This is a genomic window from Streptomyces sp. NPDC052301, from assembly GCF_044593395.1.
Taxonomy (GTDB): domain Bacteria; phylum Actinomycetota; class Actinomycetes; order Streptomycetales; family Streptomycetaceae; genus Streptomyces.
Window position 1 is genome coordinate 100,130 of record NZ_JBIUBE010000003.1, and the last position, 17,698, is coordinate 117,827.

Annotated in this window: 17 protein-coding genes and 2 pseudogenes; 12 read left to right on the forward strand and 7 right to left on the reverse strand. The window is 72.4% G+C overall.

Annotated elements, in window-relative coordinates:
* The first annotated feature begins 41 nt into the window (after positions 1 to 41).
* Positions 42 to 1,487, forward strand: coding sequence for an amino acid permease (locus tag ACIHEJ_RS07890; RefSeq protein ID WP_400133032.1), 1,446 nt, complete (start codon positions 42 to 44; stop codon positions 1,485 to 1,487).
* On the opposite strand, the gene ACIHEJ_RS07895 is transcribed toward ACIHEJ_RS07890, so the two are convergent.
* Positions 1,447 to 1,899: an ATP-binding protein gene (locus tag ACIHEJ_RS07895; protein ID WP_400133034.1), complete on the reverse strand. Its 453-nt coding sequence runs from the start codon at positions 1,897 to 1,899 to the stop codon at positions 1,447 to 1,449. The two genes, ACIHEJ_RS07890 and ACIHEJ_RS07895, sit on opposite strands and share 41 nt — an antisense overlap.
* Positions 1,900 to 2,195: 296 nt before the next feature.
* Here ACIHEJ_RS07895 and ACIHEJ_RS07900 point away from each other — a divergent pair, with 296 nt between their 5' ends.
* Genes ACIHEJ_RS07900 through ACIHEJ_RS07910 form a run of 3 tightly spaced genes read left to right on the forward strand, consistent with a single transcriptional unit; the run spans position 2,196 to position 5,476 of the window.
* Entirely contained in the window at positions 2,196 to 3,023 is an 828-nt protein-coding gene (locus tag ACIHEJ_RS07900; protein WP_400133036.1) for an enoyl-CoA hydratase family protein, read from the forward strand.
* A gap of 6 nt (positions 3,024 to 3,029) precedes the next feature.
* Positions 3,030 to 5,297 (forward strand): bifunctional salicylyl-CoA 5-hydroxylase/oxidoreductase, encoded by a 2,268-nt coding sequence (locus ACIHEJ_RS07905; protein WP_400133038.1) that lies wholly within the window; start codon positions 3,030 to 3,032, stop codon positions 5,295 to 5,297.
* 29 nt (positions 5,298 to 5,326) lie between these two features.
* The gene (locus ACIHEJ_RS07910) at positions 5,327 to 5,476 is read left to right on the forward strand and encodes a hypothetical protein (protein WP_400133040.1); all 150 of its coding nucleotides are present in this window, start codon (positions 5,327 to 5,329) and stop codon (positions 5,474 to 5,476) included.
* Positions 5,477 to 5,482: 6 nt separating this feature from the next.
* On the opposite strand, the gene ACIHEJ_RS07915 is transcribed toward ACIHEJ_RS07910, so the two are convergent.
* Entirely contained in the window at positions 5,483 to 6,295 is an 813-nt protein-coding gene (locus tag ACIHEJ_RS07915; protein ID WP_400133042.1) for a PaaX family transcriptional regulator C-terminal domain-containing protein, read from the reverse strand.
* Positions 6,296 to 6,310: 15 nt separating this feature from the next.
* Positions 6,311 to 7,903: an AMP-binding protein gene (locus ACIHEJ_RS07920; protein WP_400133044.1), complete on the reverse strand. Its 1,593-nt coding sequence runs from the start codon at positions 7,901 to 7,903 to the stop codon at positions 6,311 to 6,313.
* 186 nt (positions 7,904 to 8,089) lie between these two features.
* Here ACIHEJ_RS07920 and ACIHEJ_RS07925 point away from each other — a divergent pair, with 186 nt between their 5' ends.
* Positions 8,090 to 9,220, forward strand: a complete 1,131-nt coding sequence (locus tag ACIHEJ_RS07925) for an acyl-CoA dehydrogenase family protein (RefSeq protein WP_400133046.1) — start codon at positions 8,090 to 8,092, stop codon at positions 9,218 to 9,220.
* Entirely contained in the window at positions 9,217 to 9,615 is a 399-nt protein-coding gene (locus tag ACIHEJ_RS07930; RefSeq protein ID WP_400133048.1) for a RidA family protein, read from the forward strand. Before ACIHEJ_RS07925 ends, ACIHEJ_RS07930 begins: the two co-directional genes overlap by 4 nt.
* A gap of 4 nt (positions 9,616 to 9,619) precedes the next feature.
* Here the strand turns inward: ACIHEJ_RS07930 and ACIHEJ_RS07935 are convergent, their stop codons facing one another.
* Positions 9,620 to 9,814 (reverse strand): DUF5999 family protein, encoded by a 195-nt coding sequence (locus ACIHEJ_RS07935; protein ID WP_400133050.1) that lies wholly within the window; start codon positions 9,812 to 9,814, stop codon positions 9,620 to 9,622.
* A 247-nt stretch (positions 9,815 to 10,061) separates the two neighbouring features.
* A pseudogene (locus ACIHEJ_RS07940) lies at positions 10,062 to 10,208 on the reverse strand (ABC transporter ATP-binding protein); the annotation flags it as partial.
* Between the two features lie 187 nt (positions 10,209 to 10,395).
* Here ACIHEJ_RS07940 and ACIHEJ_RS07945 point away from each other — a divergent pair.
* Positions 10,396 to 10,821: a DUF6299 family protein gene (locus ACIHEJ_RS07945; protein WP_400133052.1), complete on the forward strand. Its 426-nt coding sequence runs from the start codon at positions 10,396 to 10,398 to the stop codon at positions 10,819 to 10,821.
* On the opposite strand, the gene ACIHEJ_RS07950 is transcribed toward ACIHEJ_RS07945, so the two are convergent.
* Positions 10,802 to 11,590 (reverse strand): GntR family transcriptional regulator, encoded by a 789-nt coding sequence (locus ACIHEJ_RS07950; protein ID WP_400133054.1) that lies wholly within the window; start codon positions 11,588 to 11,590, stop codon positions 10,802 to 10,804. The genes ACIHEJ_RS07945 and ACIHEJ_RS07950 overlap by 20 nt on opposite strands.
* Positions 11,591 to 11,904: 314 nt before the next feature.
* On the opposite strand from ACIHEJ_RS07950, the gene ACIHEJ_RS07955 reads away from it, so the two are divergent.
* From ACIHEJ_RS07955 to ACIHEJ_RS07975, 5 genes and pseudogenes are all read left to right on the forward strand, one after another.
* On the forward strand, positions 11,905 to 13,185 hold the full coding sequence (locus tag ACIHEJ_RS07955; RefSeq protein ID WP_400133056.1) for an extracellular solute-binding protein: 1,281 nt from the start codon (positions 11,905 to 11,907) through the stop codon (positions 13,183 to 13,185).
* Positions 13,186 to 13,295: 110 nt separating this feature from the next.
* Entirely contained in the window at positions 13,296 to 14,294 is a 999-nt protein-coding gene (locus tag ACIHEJ_RS07960; protein ID WP_400133058.1) for a carbohydrate ABC transporter permease, read from the forward strand.
* Complete coding sequence (locus tag ACIHEJ_RS07965) at positions 14,291 to 15,121, forward strand: carbohydrate ABC transporter permease (protein ID WP_400133060.1); 831 nt, start codon at positions 14,291 to 14,293, stop codon at positions 15,119 to 15,121. Before ACIHEJ_RS07960 ends, ACIHEJ_RS07965 begins: the two co-directional genes overlap by 4 nt.
* 8 nt (positions 15,122 to 15,129) lie before the next feature.
* The gene (locus tag ACIHEJ_RS07970) at positions 15,130 to 16,641 is read left to right on the forward strand and encodes a glycoside hydrolase family 3 protein (RefSeq protein WP_400133062.1); all 1,512 of its coding nucleotides are present in this window, start codon (positions 15,130 to 15,132) and stop codon (positions 16,639 to 16,641) included.
* 30 nt (positions 16,642 to 16,671) lie between these two features.
* Positions 16,672 to 17,091: pseudogene (locus tag ACIHEJ_RS07975) on the forward strand (type III PLP-dependent enzyme); the annotation flags it as partial.
* On the opposite strand, the gene ACIHEJ_RS07980 reads toward ACIHEJ_RS07975, so the two are convergent.
* Positions 17,072 to 17,611 carry a hypothetical protein gene (locus ACIHEJ_RS07980; RefSeq protein WP_400133064.1) on the reverse strand — a complete coding sequence of 180 codons (540 nt, stop codon included), beginning with the start codon at positions 17,609 to 17,611 and terminating at the stop codon, positions 17,072 to 17,074. The pseudogene ACIHEJ_RS07975 and the gene ACIHEJ_RS07980 overlap by 20 nt on opposite strands.
* Positions 17,612 to 17,698 lie beyond the last annotated feature (87 nt).

The following is a 17,698-nucleotide window of genomic DNA, read 5'->3' on the forward strand; positions in this document are numbered from 1 at the left end:
ACCCCGGTCGCCCGCACCACCAGAAACGAGCACCACCCGCAATGCCCGCTCCCCGCATCAAGTCCCCGCACCTGCTCGTCGCCGAATCCGGCGCCGACCGCGAGGGCCACGGCCTGCAGCGCACGATGGGCCTCTTCCAGCTCATCTGCTTCGGCGTCGGCGCCATCGTCGGCACCGGCATCTTCGTCGGTCTCTCCGACTCCGTCGCCCAGGCCGGTCCGGCCGTCGTCGTCTCCTTCGTCCTCGCCGCGATCACCTGCGTCTTCACCGCCTTCTCCTTCGCGGAGCTGGGCGGCGCGATCCCGGTCTCCGGCTCCTCGTACTCCTTCGCCTACGCCGGTCTCGGCGAGACCACCGCCTTCCTGGTCGGCTGGTGCCTGCTGCTGGAGTACGGCATCTCCATCTCGGCCGTCGCGGTCGGCTGGAGCCAGTACGTCAACGAGCTGCTGCACAGCCTCACCGGCGTCCAGCTCCCGGCCGTCCTGTCCGCGGGCCCCGGTGACGGCGGGATCGTGAACCTGCCCGCCGTGATCGTCATCGCCATGGCCTCCGTGCTGCTGGTGCGCGGGGTGCGCGAGAGCGCCCGGGCCACGGCCGCCATGGCCGCCGTGAAGCTCGTCATCCTGCTGGCCTTCTGCGCCATCGGCTACAGCGCCTTCAAGCACGGCAACCTCACCCCGTTCTCCCCTGCCGGCCTCGGCGGCATCGGCGCGGGCACCACGGCCGCGTTCTTCTCCTACATCGGCTTCGACGCGATCACCACGGCCGGCGAGGAGGCCAAGAACCCGCGCCGGGACATCCCGGTCGCGATCATGGTCTGCATGGGCATCGTGACCCTGCTGTACTGCGCGGTCGCGCTCGCCGCGATCGGCGCCGTCGGCGGCAAGCAGGTGGCGGGCCGCCCCGCGGCGCTCTCCTACGTCGTCAACGCGGTCACCGGCTCCAGCATCGGCGGCGGGGTCATCGCCTTCGGCGCGGTCGTCGCCATCGCCTCGGTCGTCCTCGCCGTGATGTACGGCCAGACCCGCATCCTGATGTCGATGTCCCGGGACGGACTGATCCCGCGCGTCTTCGAGAAGGTCTCCCCGAAAACCTCCACGCCGGTGGCCGGCACGCTGATCGTCGCCCTGGTCTTCGCGCTCCCGGCGGCCTTCGCCTCCCTCGACGCCGTGATGAACCTGTGCACCATCGGCACGCTCGCCATCATGGCCGTCGTCAACATCGTGGTGATCGCGCTGCGCCGCCGCGAGCCGGGCCTCACCCGCAGTTTCCGCGTCCCGCTGTACCCCGTGGGCCCGGTGCTCGGTGTCGGCTTCTGCCTGTACCTGATGTACGAGACCGGCTGGCGGACCTGGGTCCAGTTCGCCGTGTTCCTCGTGGTGGGCCTGCTGGTCTACGTCGGCTACGGCCGCCGGCACTCCACGCTGGCCGAGGCGGCCCCCGAGGTCACGCCGGACGCCGCTGACCAGGAATTGCAGGCAGTCTGAACCACACCGCCTTGCCCGACGGGGTGGGGCGGTGACCGCAGGAGGAGCTGAGGGCGCGGATCAGCAGCAGCCCGCGCCCGCCCTCCTGCCAGAGGTCGGGTTCCTCGATCACCGGGCGGGTCAGATGGCCCGGCGGCGCCGGGTCCGCGTCGTGCACCTCGACCTGGCAGCCGGTCGGCATCAGCTCCACCACCAGCTCTATCGGACCGCGCCCCGCGGTGTGCTCCACCGCGTTGGCCACCAGCTCGGCCGTGAGCAGCTCCGCGGTGTCGCTGTCGGCCGTGTGCTCCACCTCGGCGAGGGCCGTCCGCACCAGGGCACGGGCCACGGGCACCGCGGCGGCGGTGTGCGGCAGTGCGATGCGCCAGGAAGCCGGTTCGGTGGGGCGTTCGTGCAAGGCGAGTCCGTTCATGGAGCAGGCTGTCCTGCTTTCGACTGTAGGAATGGTACGGGCCCGGCCACCACAGACCGTCGTCGGGCTTCGCCCGGGACCGTCGGCCCCGGTACCGGGCGGCTTACCCAGGCGAACGGCGCACCTCGCCCCGGCGAGACCACTGTTACGGCGCTGTCGACGACCGGTGACGCACGTGACCTGTTTCGGCCGATCGGCGTACGGCTGTCGCGTGCCCGTGACGACAGTCACAAATGAGTGATAGCTTCGGGGGGTAGTGCAACGTACGGCACCGCCGCCCTAGGAGGCCGCACGTCATGAGTCCCTTCACCGGCTCCGCCGCCCGCACCGCCGACTGGGAGCACCTGCGGGTCCAGCTCGCCGACGGGGTCGCCACCGTCACCCTCGCCCGGCCCGACAAACTCAACGCGCTCACCTTCGGCGCCTACGCCGACCTGCGCGACCTGCTCGCCGAGCTGTCCCGGGAGCGCGCGGTACGGGCCCTCGTGCTGGCCGGTGAGGGGCGCGGCTTCTGCTCCGGCGGCGACGTCGACGAGATCATCGGCGCCACCCTGTCCATGGACACCGCCCAGCTGCTCGACTTCAACCGGATGACCGGCCAGGTCGTCCGGGCGATCCGCGAATGCCCCTTCCCGGTGATCGCCGCCGTGCACGGGGTCGCGGCGGGCGCGGGAGCCGTTCTGGCCCTCGCGGCGGACTTCCGGGTGGCGGACCCCTCGGCGCGCTTCGCCTTCCTCTTCACCCGGGTCGGCCTCTCCGGCGGCGACATGGGCGCGGCCTATCTGCTGCCCCGGGTGGTGGGGCTCGGTCACGCCACCCGCCTGCTGATGCTGGGCGAGCCGGTCCGCGCTCCCGAGGCGGAGCGCATCGGTCTGATCAGCGAGCTGACCGAGGAGGGCCACGCCGACGAGGCGTCCGGGCAGCTCGCCCGCCGCCTGGCCGACGGCCCCGCGCTGGCCCACGCCCAGACGAAGGCCCTGCTGACGGCCGAGCTCGACATGCCGCTCGCGGCCTCGGTGGAGCTGGACGCCTCCACCCAGGCCCTGCTGATGAACGGCGAGGACTACGCGGAGTTCCACGCGGCCTTCACGGAGAAGCGCCCGCCGAAGTGGCGGGGGAGGTGAGGTCCCATGCGTGTGGCGATCATCGGCGGAGGCCCCGGCGGCCTCTACGCCGCCGCCCTGCTGAAACGGCTGGACCCCGCGCGGGACGTCACCGTCTGGGAGCGCAACGCCCCCGACGAGACCTTCGGCTTCGGCGTCGTCCTCTCCGACGAGACCCTGGGCGGCATCGAACACGCCGACCCCGTGGTGTACGAGGCGCTCGAGCGGCACTTCGTACGGTGGGACGACATCGACATCGTCCACCGGGGCACCCGGTACACCTCCGGCGGGCACGGCTTCGCCGCGGTGCGCAGGCGGACCCTGCTGAAGATCCTGCACGAGCGCTGCCACGCCCTCGGGGTGGAGATCCACTTCGGCACCGAGGCCCCGCCCCTGGAGCAGCTCTCCGCGACCCACGACCTGGTCGTCGCCGCCGACGGTGTGCACAGCGCCACCCGCGCGAGCCACGCCGACGTGTTCCGCCCCCGGGTGACCGCGCACCGCTGCCGCTACATCTGGCTCGCCGCCGACTTCGCCTTCGACGCCTTCCGCTTCGAGATCGCCGAGACCGAGCACGGCGTGATGCAGCTGCACGGCTACCCCTACTCGGCCGGCGCCTCCACCGTGATCATCGAGATGCGCGAGGAGGTCTGGCGGGCGGCCGGTTTCGACGAACTGGCGGAACACGAGTCCATCGAGCGCTGCGCCAAGATCTTCGCGGACGCGCTCGGCGGACGCCCCCTGCACTCCAACAACTCGACCTGGACGACCTTCCGCACGGTGGTCGACGAGCGCTGGTCGCACGGCAACGTCGTCCTCCTCGGGGACGCCGCCCACACCGCCCACTTCTCCATCGGCTCCGGCACCAAGCTCGCCGTGGAGGACGCCCTCGCGCTCGCCGCCTGTCTGCGCGAGCGGCCCACCCTCCAGGAGGCGCTGGCCGCGTACGAGGAGGAGCGCAAGCCCGTCGTCGCCTCCACCCAGCGGGCCGCCCGGGCGAGCCTGGAGTGGTTCGAGAACCTGCCGCTGTACCTCGACCAGCCGCCCCGCCAGTTCGCCTTCAACCTGCTCACCCGCAGCCGCCGCGTCACCCACGACAACCTTCGGCTGCGCGACTCCCGCTTCACCGAGGCGGTGGAGCGCGAGTTCGGCTGCCCGCCCGGTACGCCCCCCATGTTCACCCCGTTCCGGCTGCGCGGGCTGACCCTGCGCAACCGGGTCGTCGTCTCCCCGATGGACATGTACTCGGCGGTCGACGGCATCCCGGGCGACTTCCACCTCGTCCACCTCGGCGCCCGCGCCCTCGGCGGGGCCGGCCTGGTGATGACCGAGATGGTCTGCGTCAGCGCGGAGGGCCGGATCACCCCCGGCTGCGCCGGCCTCTACACCGGCCGGCAGGCCGAGGCCTGGCGGCGGGTCACCGAGTTCGTGCACACCCAGGCACCCGGCACCGCGATCGGCGTACAGCTCGGCCACTCCGGCCGCAAGGGCTCCACCAAGCTGATGTGGGAGGGCATGGACGAGCCGCTGCCCGAGGGCAACTGGCCCCTCGTCGCCGCCTCCCCGCTGCCGTACCGGCCCGGCGGCCAGACCCCGCGCCAGCTCTCCCGGGCCCAGCTCACCGACATCCGCGAACAGTTCACCGCCGCCGCGTGGCGGGCCGCCCGGGCCGGCTTCGACCTGCTGGAACTGCACTGCGCCCACGGCTATCTGCTCTCCGGGTTCCTCTCCCCGCTCACCAACCGCCGCACCGACGCCTACGGTGGCTCACTGGAGAAGCGGCTGCGGTTCCCGCTGGAGGTGTTCGACGCCGTCCGGACCGTGTGGCCGGCCGAACGGCCCATGACGGTCCGCATCTCCGCCACCGACTGGGCCGAGGGCGGCACCACCGCCGAGGACGCCGTCGGGATCGCCCGCGCCTTCGCCGCGCACGGCGCCGACGCGATCGACGTCTCCACCGGGCAGGTGGTGGCCGAGGAGCAGCCGGAGTTCGGCCGGTCGTACCAGACGCCGTTCGCCGACCGCATCCGGCACGAGGCCGGTGTCCCGGTGATCGCGGTCGGCGCGATCTCCTCGTGGGACGACGTCAACTCGCTCGTGCTCGCCGGCCGCACCGACCTGTGCGCGCTGGCCCGTCCCCACCTGTACGACCCGCACTGGACCCTGCACGCGGCGGCCGAGCAGGGCTACGAGGGCCCGGGCGCCGGGTGGCCCGCGCCGTACCGGGCGGGCAGCCGCCGCCCGCAGACCGGCCGCACGGACGCCCCCAAGCCCAGGCTGACCCTCGACGGCTGAGTGTCGGAGCCCTCTGCTGCACTCGGACGGTGAGCGTGATCTCCGAGTGCTTCTGGGCGGCCGACCGGCAGGCGGCGGTGGAGCGGGCGATCGGGCCGGGCCGGGACGGGCTCGCCGCGGCCCTGGCACACCGCGCCAGGACGGCCGGGGCGCAGGTGTACTGCCGGTTCTGCGCCTGACGCGCCTCACACTCCCACGAACCGGGCGCCCGCGTCCCGCAGCCGCTCGTGCAGGGCACGGAACACCTCCGCCGAGCGCACGCCCGGCCAGCCGGCCGGCAGCAGCGCGGTGGGCAGTCCCGGGTCGGTGTACGGCAGGTGGCGCCAGGAGTCCAGGGCGAGGAGGTAGTCGCGGTAGGCGTCCTCGGGCGGGGTGGCCGCGCGGCGCTGCCAGGCGCGCAGGACCGGCCCGTGCGCGTCCAGGAAGCGTTCGTGCTCCTTGGCCACGGCGGCGAGGTCCCACCAGCGGGCCACCGCCTCGGCCGTGGCCGCGAAGCCCAGGTGCTCCCCGCGGAAGAAGTCCACGTACGGGTCCAGGTGCAGCCGTACGAGCGTGTGCCGCGCCTCCTCGTACAGGCGCGCAGGAGCGATCCACACGCCGGGCGCCGCGGTGCCGAACCCCAGGCCGGCCAGCCGGGAGCGCAGGACGTGCCGCTTCTGCCGCTCCGACTCGGGCACCGAGAACACCGCGAGCACCCAGCCCTCGTCCTGCGGCGGCGCCGTGGCGTAGATGCGGCGGTCGCCGTCCAGGAGCAACTGGCGTGCCTCGGCGGAGAGTTCGTAGCCGGCCGCGCCGGACTCCGTGCGGGCCGGCAGCAGCAGACCGCGGCGTTTGAGCCGGGACACCGAGGAGCGGACGGAGGGCGCGTCCACACCGACCGCGGCCAGCAGCCGGATCAGCTCGGCGACCGGCACCGGGCCGGGCATGAAGCGACCGTACGCGCCGTAGAGCGTGACGATGAGGGACCGGGGGGCGTGCTGCTCGGACACGTTGATCATTTTAGGTCGTCGGCGTCACCGCCGGTCACCTTCGGTGCGCAGCCGGAACCGCTGCAGCTTGCCGGTGGCCGTGCGGGGCAGTGCGTCGAGGAAGACGAACTCGCGGGGACACTTGTAGGGAGCCAGCTCGGAGGTGAGGAAGGCACGCAGCGTCTCGGGGTCGCGCCGGGCGCCGTCCCGCAGGACCGTGTACGCCACCACGACCTGCCCACGGGCCTCGTCGGGTCGGCCCACGACCGCCGTCTCCACCACGTCCGGGTGGCGCAGCAGGGCGTCCTCCACCTCCGGTCCGGCGATGTTGTACCCGGCGGAGATGATCATGTCGTCGGCGCGGGCCACGTAGCGGAAGTAGCCGTCGGTCTCGCGGACGTAGGTGTCGCCGGTGATGTTCCAGCCGCCCCTGACGTACTCGCGCTGCCGCGGGTCGGCGAGATAGCGGCAGCCGACCGGCCCGCGCACGGCCAGCAGCCCGGGCTCGCCGTCGGGCACCGGCGTGCCGTCCGCGTCCTGGATCCGCGCCTGCCAGCCCGGTACCGGGACGCCGGTGGTGCCGGGTCTGATGTGCTCGTCGGCGGCGGAGACGAAGATGTGCAGCAGCTCGGTGGCGCCGATGCCGTTGATGATGCGGACACCGGTGCGCTCGTGCCAGGCCCGCCAGGTGGCCGCGGGCAGGTTCTCGCCCGCCGACACGCAGCGGCGCAGGGACGAGACGTCGTACCGGTCCAGCTCGTCCAGCATGGCGCGGTACGCGGTCGGGGCGGTGAACAGCACCGAGACGCGGTGTCCGGCGATCGCGGGGAGCAGATGGCGGGGTCCCGCCTGTTCGAGGAGCAGGGTGCTGGCGCCCGCTCGCATCGGGAAGACCACCAGCCCGCCGAGGCCGAAGGTGAAGCCGAGCGGGGGACTGCCGGTGAAGACGTCGTCGCTCCGGGGGCGAAGGACGTGCCGGGAGAAGGTGTCGGCGATCGCGAGCACGTCCCGGTGGAAGTGCATGCACCCTTTTGGGCGACCCGTGGTGCCGGAGGTGAAGGCGATCAGGGCCACGTCGTCGGCCGCGGTGTCGACCGCCGGGAACGGGGTGCCGGGTGCCGGGCGGCGCAGCAGGTCGTCGGGGGCGTCGCCGCCGTACGTCGTGATCCCCAGGCCCGGGACCTCGGCCTTGGCCAGGTCGTCCACCGCCCGGACGTCGCACAGCGCGTACTGCACCCGGGCGATCTCGCACAGGGTCGCGAGCTCGTGCGGGCGCTGCTGGGCCAGCACGGTGACCGCGACCGCGCCCGCCTTCAGCACGGCCAGCCAGCAGGCGGCGAGATGGGGGGTGGTGGGGCCGCGCAGCAGCACCCGGTTGCCGGGGACCACGCCCAGCTCACCGGTGAGCAGGTGCGCGATCCGGTCGACGTGGCCGCGCAGCTCGCCGTACGTCCAGCCGGGGCCGTCCAGGGTGTGGAAGACCGGGCGGTCCGCGTCGGCGTGGTCCAGCAGTTCCGCGGCGCAGTTCAGCCGACCGGGGTAGCGCAGCTCCGGCAGGTCGAACCGCAGCTCGGGCCACGCGTCCGGCGGGGGCAGGTGGTCGCGCGCGAAGGTGTCGACATGGGCCGAGACATGCATCGGTGGTTCGCCCCCTGTGCCTAGCCGTGACAAGCGTTCGTACGGGCTTTCTGGCGGGCTCGCGGTTCGAGCGTATCGTGTTGGTGACGGCAGTCAACTGTCCGCGATAACGTCGGAGGCCGGCCGCCATGACGTCGGACGGTGGCGGTGAGGGCCGCGGTGGCCCGAACCGGAGGGAGGACGGCAGTGCCCGCATTCTCACTCGAACCGGAGCAGCTCGCCTGGTGCGCCGAGCTGCGCGCGCTGGCGGCCGAACGGCTGCGCCCGCTCGCCGACAAGGGCGAACCGGGCCGCGTCAACCGGCCGCTCCTCGCCGAACTCGGCCGACTCGGGCTGCTCGCACAGCTGTTCACCTCGGGAGCGCTCGAGCTGTGCCTGATGCGCGAGTCCCTCGCCCAGGCCTGCACCGAGGCCGAGACCGCCCTCGCCCTCCAGGGCCTCGGCGCCCACCCGGTGCACACCCACGGCACCCCCGCACAGCGCGAGCGCTGGCTGCCCCCGGTCGCCGACGGCAGCGCGGTCGCCGCCTTCGCGCTGAGCGAGCCGGGGGCCGGTTCGGACGCGGCCGCACTCGCCCTGGCGGCGGAGCGGGACGGCACCGGCTGGCGGCTCACCGGCGCCAAGTGCTGGATCTCCAACGCGCCCGAGGCCGACCTCTACACGGTCTTCGCCCGTACCACGCCCGGCGTCGGAGCCCGGGGCGTGACCGCCTTCCTGGTCCCCGCCGACCGGCCCGGGCTCACCGGCACCGCCCTGGAGATGATCTCGCCGCACCCCCTCGGCGCCCTCGACTTCGACGCCGTGCCCGTCACCGCCGCCGACGTCCTCGGCGAGGCCGACCGCGGCTTCGCCGTCGCCATGGGCACCCTCAACCTCTTCCGGCCCAGCGTCGGCGCCTTTGCCGTCGGCATGGCCCAGGCCGCCCTGGACGCCACCGTCCGGCACACCCGCCGCAGGGAGGCGTTCGGCGGCCCGCTGAGGGAGCTGCAGACCGTGTCCCACCAGGTCGCCGAGATGGCGCTGCGCACGGAGGCGGCCCGGCTGATGGTGTACGCGGCGGCGACGGCGTACGACGAGGGCGCCGCCGACGTCCCGCAGCGCGCCGCGATGGCCAAGCTGCTCGCCACCGAGACGGCGCAGTACGTCGTCGACACCGCCGTCCAGCTGCACGGCGCCCGCGCCCTGCGCCGCGGCCACCTCCTGGAACACCTCTACCGCGAGGTGCGCGCACCGCGCATCTACGAAGGGGCGAGCGAGGTCCAACGGGGCATCATCGCCAAGGAGTTGTACGCCACGGCGGCCAAGGAGGACCAGTGAGCACGGAGCGCGTCAATCCGCCCGAGCTGTCCCCGCCCACCGGCTTCTCGCACGCCGTGGTCGCGGCCGGCTCCCGCGTGGTGTTCCTCGCCGGGCAGACCGCACTCGACACCGACGGCAAGGTCACCGGGGCCACGCTTCCCGAGCAGTTCGAGAGGGCGCTCGGCAACCTCCTCACCGCCCTGCGGGCGGCCGGCGGCACCCCCGCCGACCTCGCCCGCGTCACCGTCTACGCCACCGACGTCGCCGCCTACCGCAATCACGCCCGTGAACTCGGGCGCATCTGGCGGGACTCGGCGGGCCGGGACTATCCCGCGATGGCCGTCGTCGAGGTCGTACGGCTGTGGGACGAGCAGGCCCTGGTGGAGCTGGACGGGTTCGCGGTGCTGCCGTAGCCGGTCAGGCCGCCACGGCGAGCCGGTCCGCCGGGAGCCGGCAGGGCGGCACCACCCGGCCGTCCGGGTGCAGCTCCCCGCTGTCGTCGAAGACGATCGAGCCGTCGCACAGCAGGGTCCAGCCCTGCTCGGGGCGGGCGGCCACGGGGTGCCGGACGAGGGTGCCGGGACCGGCGCAGGAGGGGGAGTGGGAACACATGGCGCACCTCCACATCGGATGCGAGGGGTGCCGGCGGCCTACTCGCCGCCCGGTCACCCCTAGACCATGCCCCCGCCGTGAACGCCCCGGAACCGTCCGCCGTGAAGCGTGACAACACCCGGACAATTGCCGGTCGTCCCCGCAGGGCGGACGCGTCGTACGCCGTGGAAGCGGCAGGTGGGGGACGCGGGTCGGGGGCCCTGTCCCGAGCGCCGGTCAGGGGTCACTCGCGTGCGCCCGTCAGCTCCACCGGCCGGCGACGCGGGGAGAGACCGGCCAGACGCAGCGGCAGGGCCCCGTTCTGCTCGGCGGTCAGCGAGGGCAGCGGGTTGAACGCCTGGAGCACGAAGCCGATGCGCTCGCGGCGCAGCAGGGCCGGCCTGGTCTCGCTAAGCAGCCTGGCCGTCCTCACCTACCTTCGGTCCTGATCCGGCCCCGCGCTCACGGAGCAGGGAATCCGGCAACACGGCCGGACGGTCCGGCGGCGGGACGCGCCACCGATGGGGTGACGGTCACGGCCGGTGGTGCGGGTGGCCGGTACCAGTGGAGGCCGTCGATCCCCTGGAACCCGGAGGTACCCCATGCCCGTACGCCCCGTCCTCGCCACGGCCCTCGGCGCCGGCGCCCTGCTGTGCGCCGCCGTCGGTCCGGTCGGCGCGGACCCTTCCGAGACCATCGGCGTCGACGCCACCGGCCGGCTCGCGTCGGACGGCACCGTCACCCTCTCGGGCAGCTACCGCTGCACGGCCGGCACCGGACCGGTGTTCGTCGGCTCCTCGGTCAGCCAGTCCGACCCGCACGTCCTGCACGGTGTCGGCGGCAGCATGGCCCAGTGCGACGGTGCCGAGCACCGCTGGCAGAACTCGGGGAAGGTGTCGTCGGAGAACCTCCAGGCGGGATCCGCCCATGTCCAGGCCACGCTGCTGGAGATGCGCCCGGCGGGTGTCGCGGTGCTGCCCGCCGTCCACGCGGTCATGGACCAGGACGTCACCCTCGTCCAGCAGTGAGTTCCCGGTCCGGCGGAGCGCTCCCGCGCCGGACCACCGGGGTGCCCGGCCGGCGCAGGGCGGCCACGAACTTGTACCGGGAGCCCCGGTACACCGAGCGCACCCACTCCACCGGGGAGCCTGCCGCGTCCCGGGAGTGCCGGGACAGCAGCAGCATCGGCAGTCCCACGTCGGTGGCGAGCAGCTGGGCCTCGCGCGGGGTGGACAGGGAGGTCTCGATGGTCTCGTCGGCCTCCGCGAGATGGACGCCGTACACCTCGGCGAGCGCGGTGTAGAGCGAGGGGTACCGGGTCAGGGACTCACGCAGCCCGGGGAAGCGCCGCACCGACAGGTGGGTCGTCTCGATCGCCATGGGATCGCCTCCGGCCAGCCGCAGCCGTTCGACGCGCAGCACCCGCTCCCCGATGGCGACGCCGAGCAGCCGCGCCAGCCGCTCGTCCGCCGGCACCTCCCCGACGTCCAGCATCTGCGAGGAGGGCGTGAGCCCCTGTGCCCGCATGTCCTCGGTGTGCGAGGTCAGCTGGAGCGTGCGGTACAGCTTGGGCTGGGCGACGAACGTGCCCTTGCCCTGGATCCGGTCGAGCCGGCCCTCCCCGACCAACTCCTGGAGCGCCTGCCGGACGGTGGTCCGTGAGGTGTCGAACCGGACGGCGAGCAGCCGCTCCGCAGGCATGGCCGAGCCGGGCTGCAGCGCGTCGGCCATGGCGAGCAGTTGCTGTTTGATCCGGTAGTACTTCGGCACGCGCGCGCCGTCGGCGTCGATGGTCATGCCTGCCTTCCCAACCCGTGTCGGTGGGCTCCCGTTATAGCGACCAACTGTCCTATGGTCTAGTCCAACTCGTTTCCGGTGAACTCCGGTGGGCGAAAAGGGTCGTATGCGGACGGACGCGCTCCGGTGACTTTCTCGTAACGGCCTCCACCGGCTTCCCGGACCACCCTTGACACCCCGAAAGGTCTAGGCCAAGCTCCACCGTACTGGTCTACACCATTAGTGGCCAGGTCCCGAGCCCTACGTGCAACAGCGTCGTACGCAGGTCACCGCCGAGGGCGTGGGGGGTTAGTGGCATCCCTGAGGAGGGTGGCGTGAAGCGCAAGCTCGCTGCCGCGATCGTGATCGCGGGCATGATGGTCTCCGTTGCGGCGTGTGGCGGAAACGACGGCAAGGACAGCGGCAAGGACGCGGGACCGGAGAGCTGGAAGGGCCAGACCCTGACGGTCTGGACCATGGACGGCTCGGCCCCGCCGCAGTGGTCCAAGGACGTCCAGGCCGCGTTCGAGAAGAAGACCGGCGCGAAGCTGAAGTTCGAGATCCAGAAGTGGGACGGGATCCAGCAGAAGATCACCACCGCCCTCTCCGAGGACAACCCGCCGGACGTCCTGGAGGTCGGCAACACCCAGACCCCCGCGTACGCGGCCACCGGCGGCCTCGCCGACCTCGCCGACCTGAAGAAGGAGATCGGCTCCGACTGGACGCCGTCGGTCTCCCAGTCCTCCGTCTACGAGGGCAAGCAGTACGCCGCCCCCTGGTACTTCGCCAACCGTGTCGTCATCTACAACAAGGCGATCTGGGCGAAGGCCGGCATCAAGTCCACCCCCAAGACCCGCGACGAGTTCCTCGAGGACCTGCAGACCATCGGCAAGAAGACGGACGCCGAGCCGATCTACCTGCCGGGCCAGAACTGGTACTTCTTCGACGGCCTGATCATCGGTCAGGGCGGCGACCTGGTGAAGAAGCAGGGCGACAAGTACGTCTCCAACCTCGCCGACCCGAAGGTCACCGCGGCCATGGAGATCTACAAGAAGTACGCCGCCCTCTCCAAGGCCCCCAAGGACAAGGACGAGGCCACCCCGCAGCAGGCCACCGTCTTCGCCAAGGGCAAGACGGGCGCGTTCATCGGCATGGGCTGGGAGGCCGGCACCGCCATCCAGGCCAACAAGGCCATCGAGAAGGACCTCGGCTACTTCACCATCCCCGGTGAGAGCGCCGGCAAGCCGGAGGGCGTCTTCCTCGGCGGCTCCAACCTCGCCGTCGCCCAGGGCAGCAAGAAGCAGTCCCTGGCCAAGGAGTTCCTGAAGATCGCCCTGTCCGACACGTACGAGGGCGAGCTGTCCAAGCTCAACGGCGTCATCCCGAACAAGACGGCCCTGCAGACCAACCTGGGGGGCAACGGCGCCGCCGAGGCCGCCGCACCGGCCGCCGCCGGCGGCGGTACCACCCCGCTGATCCCTGAGTGGGCCGCGGTGGAGAACACGCCGAACCCGATCAAGTCCTACATGACCGCGGTCCTGAACGGCAAGGCGCCCGAGGCCGCCGCCAAGGACGTCGAGTCCGAGATCAACAAGCGCCTGGCCCAGCAGAACTAGTCCCGCACCGGGGGCGCCCGTCCAGGCGTCCCCGGCCTCATGTGCCGTGCGCGTCCCTCGCCGTGCGCAGGGCACACGCATTCGTACGGCCACGGAAGAGATGACAACTCATGTCAGTGCAGACCGAAGGCACGGACACGGCCGGGCAGCCCGCTGTCCGCAAGGCCAGGACACCCGGGCCGCCGACGGGTGAGGACCGCGGCTCCCGGGCCCCCTCCCGGCGCGGTGCCGCCGCCCCCTATCTCCTGCTGCTGCCGGCGCTGCTGGCCACCCTGGTCCTGCTCGGCTGGCCCCTGGTGAAGAACGGCATGCTGTCGTTCCAGAACCTCAACCCGCGCCAGCTCATCCAGCACCTCACCGAGTGGAACGGGGTGGACAACTACAAAGAGGTCCTCACCGGTTCGGACTTCTGGAACGTCGTCGAGCGCTCGGTGGTCTTCACCGCGATCAACGTCGTCCTGATCATGGTGATCGGCACCCTGGTCGGGCTGCTCCTGGCCCGCCTCGGCAAGAGGATGCGGCTGCTGCTCATGGTCGGTCTCGTGCTCGCCTGGGCCATGCCGATCCTCGCGGCCACCACCGTCTACCAGTGGCTGTTCGCCCAGCGGTTCGGCGTCGTCAACTGGGTCCTGGACAAGCTCGGCTGGCACTCCATGGCCGACTACAACTGGACCGGCAGCCAGACCTCCACGTTCACCGTGATCATCCTGCTGCTCGTCTGGGGGTCGGTCCCCTTCGTGGCGATCAACCTCTACGCCGCCACCACCACGATCCCCAGGGAGCTGTACGAGGCCGCGTCCCTGGACGGCGCCGGCGCCTGGAAGAGCTTCACCTCGGTGACCTTCCCCATCCTGCGGCCCTTCCTGTACTCCACGACCTTCCTCGAGGTCATCTGGATCTTCAAGGCGTTCCCGCAGATCTTCGCCATCAACGGGGGCGGCCCCGACCACCTCACCGAGACGCTGCCGATCTACGCCTTCGTCCAGGGCGTCGGCAACCAGCACTTCGGCGTCGGTGCGGCCATCTCGTTCCTGACCATCCTGGTGCTGCTCGTCATGACCTCGTACTACCTGCGCATGGTGCTCAAGCAAGAGGAGGACGAGCTGTGAAGCGCTCGCTCTTCGGCCGAGTGTGGCCCAACGCGACCGCCGTCGTCCTCTTCGCCGGCTTCGTGTTCCCCGTCTACTGGATGTTCGCGACGGCCTTCAAGCCGACCGGCGACATCATCTCCGAGAACCCGGTGTGGTTCCCGACGAACGTCACCTTCAGCCATTTCAAGAAGGCCGTCGACGCGGACAACTTCTGGACGCTGGTCGGCAACTCCGTGACGGTGACGATCTGTTCGGTGCTGCTGTCCCTCGTCATCGCCCTGTTCGCCGCCTTCGCGCTCGCCCGGATGCGGTTCCGTGGCCGGCGCGGGCTCATCGTGACCTTCATGCTGGCGCAGATGGCGCCCTGGGAGGTCATGATCATCGCCATGTACATGATCGTCCGGGACAACGACATGCTCGACAGCCTGGTCCCGCTCACCGTCTTCTACACGATGATGGTGCTGCCTCTGACCGTCCTGACGCTGCGCGGCTACGTAGCCGCCGTGCCCAAGGAGCTCGAGGAGTCCGCGATGGTCGACGGCTGCACCCGCGTCCAGGCCTTCCGCAGGGTGATCTTCCCGCTGCTCGCGCCCGGCCTCATGGCCACCTCGCTGTTCGGGTTCATCACCGCCTGGAACGAGTTCCCGCTCGTCCTGATCCTCAACAAGGACAACGAGAAGCAGACCCTGCCGCTGTGGCTGTCGCAGTTCCAGACCGCCTTCGGCGACGACTGGGGCGCCACGATGGCCGCCTCGTCCCTGTTCGCGCTGCCCATCCTGATCCTCTTCATCTTCCTGCAACGCAAGGCTGTCAGCGGTCTGACCGACGGCGCCGTGAAGGGATGACCCCGCCGATGACCACACTCGCCACCACTGGGTCTGACAGCGGCTCCGCCGCGGGTGACACCCTCGCCCGTGACGCCCTCGCCGTCCTCCAGCCGGGGTTCGACGGCACCACCGCGCCCGACTGGGTGCGCCGCCGCCTCGGCGAGGGCCTCGCCTCCGTCGCCCTGTTCGGCCGCAACGTCGTCAGCGAGGAGCAGGTCACCGCCCTCACGGCCCAGTTGCGCGCCGAGCGGGACGATCTGCTGGTCGCCATCGACGAGGAGAGCGGCGACGTCACCCGCCTGGACGTGCGCACCGGCTCCTCCTTCCCCGGCAACCACGCCCTCGGCGCCGTCGACGACCCCGGCCTCACCCGGGCCGTCTCCCGCGAGCTCGGCCGGCGCCTGGCCGCCTGCGGCGTCACCTTCGACTGGGCGCCCTCCGCCGACGTCAACGCCAACCCCGACAACCCGGTCATCGGCGTCCGCTCCTTCGGTGCGGGCACCGACCTGGTCGCCCGGCACACCGCGGCCTGGGTCGAGGGCCTGCAGTCCACCGGCGTCGCCGCCTGCACCAAGCACTTCCCCGGCCACGGCGACACCAACGTCGACTCCCACCACGCCGTGCCCCGCATCGACGTCGACGCCGACACCCTCTACGCCCGCGAACTGCCGCCGTTCCGCGCGGCCATCGCCGCCGGCACCCGGGCGATCATGAGCGCGCACATCCTCGTGCCCGCCCTCGACCCCGACCGCCCCGGCACCCTCTCCCACCGCATCCTCACCGAGCTGCTGCGCGGCGAACTCGGCTACCAGGGCCTGATCGTCACCGACGGCATGGAGATGCGCGCCATCTCCGGCACCTACGGCCTGGAGCACGGCGTGGTCCTCGCCATCGCGGCCGGCGCCGACGCCATCTGTGTCGGCGGCGGGCTCTGCGACGAGGGCACCGTGCTGAAGCTGCGGGACGCGCTCGTGGCCGCCGTACGCGCCGGGGAACTGCCCGAGGAGCGGCTGGCCGACGCCGCCGCCCGGGTGCGCGAGCTGGCCGCCTGGACCGCCGGGGCACGCGGTGCCGCCGCCGGAACCGCGCCGGAGCCCGAGATCGGCCTGGTCGCGGCCCGCCGCGCGCTCACCGTGACCCGCGCCGGCACCGCCGTACCGGTCACCGCACCGGTGTACGTCGCCCAGTTCGAGCCGGCCCGCAACATCGCCGTCGGCGACCAGACCCCGTGGGGCGCGGCCGCCGAGCTCGAACGGCTGCTGCCCGGCACCACCTCCGGCTCCTTCACCGGCGAGGGCGCCGCCCCGGAGGTGCTCGCCGCCGCCGACGGCCGCCGGATCGTCGCCGTGGTCCGTGACGAGCACCGGCACGCCTGGATGGGCTCCGCCCTCGACACCCTGCTCGCCGCCCGCCCCGACACCGTCGTCGTGGAGATGGGCCTGCCGCAGGCCGCCCCGCGCGGCGCCCTGCACATCGCCACCTACGGCGCCGCCCGCGTCTGCGGCGTGGCGGCGGCGGAAGCCGTCGTCGCCGGCTGACCGACGGGCCCTCAGGCCGCCCGCACCCGCGGGCGGCCTGACCGGCACGGCAACCCCCTCGACCCGCCCCTGGACAAGATCTTCACCGTGCTCCGCGAGGGCATGGACCGCCTGCGCGCCCTCAGCCCCGCCCCGCTCGGCTTCGTCATGGAGCCCGGCCGCCATCTGGTCGCCGACCACGGTGCCGTCCGCGCCCACGTCTCGCGGCTGACCCGCCGTCGGCAGCCGGACGGAACGGACGCCCACTGGCTGTACCTCAGCTGCGGCAAGTTCAACGGCCTCCACGAGATGGACCAGTTGACGCACCGCATGGTCTTCCCGGGGCACGCCGGGGACGAGGAGCACGTCCTGGCGGTCGTCGCCGGCCCCACCTGCGACAGCGACGACGCCTACGGCGACGGCCGGCACCCGGTGCGCGTCCCCGCCTCCCTCACCTCCGGCGACCCGGTGTGTGAAGGCCCGGCCGCGGCCCGGTGGGCCCGGGCCTCCGCTTCCTGCCCGGGCCCGAGCAGATCGGCGACCAGCAGGAAGGCGGGAGGCAGGAGGCGTCCGGACAGGCCTGGTAGTCGGCCTCGGTGGCGAAGCCGGCGAAGTCCAGTTCGGCCGCGGCGGTCGACGGGTACCTCTCCGCCGTGCCGTGGAGCCGGGGGCGGGCGGACGGGGTGTGCAGGCAGGCGCGGAGCAGTGGGTCCTCGCTCGTCCCCGCCCGCAGCGCCTCGCGCACCTGCCGCTCCCAGGCCGCCCAGGCCGCCTCGCGCCGCGGCCCGGTGTCCAGCAGGTTGTCGCCGTGGTGCATCAGGGCCGTCGCCGCCACCACGTGGGGCAGCAGGTGCCGGGGGAGCAGCAGCCTCGCCGCGAGGCAGGCGGTCCGCCGGTGGCGTCGTACCAGCCGCCGCTGGGCGTCGTAGTCCCGGCGCACCCCCGGCTCCCGTACCCCGGCCGCGTCCGGGCTCTTCGTCCACGCACTCATGTGCCGACCGTAGGGACCACGCGGACACGAACGGGGTGGGGGCCGTGAGGCCGTCGACCACCCATGTGTACGCCGTGTACGCCTGCT